The 1,983-nt window shown below is 38.7% G+C and carries 2 protein-coding genes; both read right to left on the bottom strand.

Annotated elements, in window-relative coordinates:
* Positions 1 to 499: 499 nt before the first annotated feature.
* A complete protein-coding gene (locus tag FTV38_RS17270) occupies positions 500 to 799 on the bottom strand; it encodes a hypothetical protein (protein WP_179991805.1) in 300 nt (99 codons plus the stop codon).
* Positions 800 to 1,753: 954 nt separating this feature from the next.
* Positions 1,754 to 1,983: hypothetical protein (locus FTV38_RS17265; protein WP_257228812.1), on the bottom strand; the 230-nt coding region annotated here is incomplete at its 5' end.

Below are 1,983 nucleotides of genomic sequence, written 5' to 3'. Positions count from 1 at the left end.
AACTCGGAGTATTGGATCATTTTTTAATCAATTTCCTGATTATGTTAATCCGTGTGCAAGCAGGACGCAATAGCAATGAAAAATGACCGCTTTCGTTTAAAAAATCCTTGAACTGTCATTTTGTCGCGTGATGTCCGATCCGTAGGTCGGCACACGCGACAAAATGACAGTATTTTGCTTTTCTTTGTGTCGGCGCGGGACGACGCCTAAGTTCTAGCGATTTTGACGCATACGGGAGCAGTAATCAGAGAAAAAAAGGATTTAAGAAGCATAAAGCTTCAGTTCGCTCATAGACATTCGCTCTGAAAGCCTTGCTATACAAGCATTACGTGAGATTTCGTAAATATACTAAATATACCAAGATCAAAAAAATGCCCTAAAAGATAGACTTAAGGGCATTTTGACTGGAGATATAAAACTAACTTGAGGCTAAAAGCTGAAATTCAAGTAAAGTGCGCCCTTTGGGGTTAAGGGGTCGAACCCCTTACAAGTCCTGTGGCTACGGGGTAGGCTTGCTTAATGAATCAATAAAATCTTTGTTATCCGTTATAAGACCAGTAAAAGCAGCGTCCACAATAGAACGATCATCTAAAACCTGAAATTCTGTCAATTCGGAAAAAGAATAATAATCCCCATCATCTACAGAAAACTCATGATCACCATGAAGATGTAAAACAACCGAAGTGACCTCACCATCACTCTGATAAGTTGTCCCCCCCAAACAAATACTATATGAAACTTGTTTGCCTAACAAATCTTTTAAGTGTTCAACTGTTTGATTTATATCAATATTTCCCATTTAAAAAACCTCTATTTATTTAACTATTCAAGTATTAGTGATTTATCATTATGGTGAGAGTTAGAGAAGATCAGGAAATACTCACCCTAGAGCACTAAAAGCACCCTAAGCAGTATTACCCGAACAATGTAAGGCATCACTACGGAGCCGAGCCATCGTTTCACAGGAGCGCATTACAGTCTATTGCTGCGCTTGTCTTGGTTAGGGCATAGATCACCCCCTGAACACGTCCAAAACCGCCTATAAACGCCTTTTAATGATCACCGCAAGGGATTACCCCAATATACTCACGATCAGCGTTTTATGACTACTCATGCCGTTGTCTGCTTTGTTCAGATCCCCCAGTAGCAGACTTAATCAATTTTGCGCTGGCGTCACTGCACCTTCCACCCACAAAAAGGACGGAAATTGACTACATGAACAGATTAAAAACGAAAGAGGGATTTATTTTAATTCTTCGCACGGTATAATGATTCTACAGCACGGAGTTTTAACTTGAATCTTATATACAGCTCTTAACTGATATAACTTTCGTTATTAATTATTTCCAGTAATTAATAACCGTGCATCGAATATAAAACGAAACCCGACCATATACAATATGGTCGGGTTTTTTATTTATCAAAGCATTATGTTTTTTTGCGACGGCAAAGCCTAAAACTTACCGATCTGGAGCAAAAGGGAGCTGTAATCAGAGAGAAAAGGCTTTAAAGTTTTAATTGTGTCAGTTCGGGGGCAACTCCGCCCCCTCTGCTACTGGAGAACAATCTCTCCAGTAAAAGCAATTACCATTGAGCTTCGCTCAATGGCTAAGTGCGCTCTTAAGAGTTTAAGAACAGGAACTAAAGATTATATAAGTAATCTTTAGCAGAATTTTCAGAATGCACGCTTACGCGTTTCTCAAGAAACAGGCAAAAAAATGCACCCCGAAGGGCGCACTTATGCAAACTTCGTTTACTGTGCTACTTCAAAATCAATGATTTCAGATAGATCATGAAAATCACCTTGATCATCTATAAGAATTTCAGGTGAAGAAGAAAGATTGAAAACAATACTTGTAACAATTCCTTTTTTAACCAACTGGCCAACAGGATGAGAATAAGTAAAAGAAACTTGTTTGCCTAAAAGCTCTAAAACATTAAGATTTGAAACAGACATGAGGATCTCCCAAATAGATCGTTGTG

The sequence above is a fragment of the Acinetobacter sp. YH16044 genome (assembly GCF_013417145.1).
GTDB lineage: Bacteria > Pseudomonadota > Gammaproteobacteria > Pseudomonadales > Moraxellaceae > Acinetobacter > Acinetobacter amyesii.
This window is presented reverse-complemented; position numbering and strand designations above follow the sequence as displayed.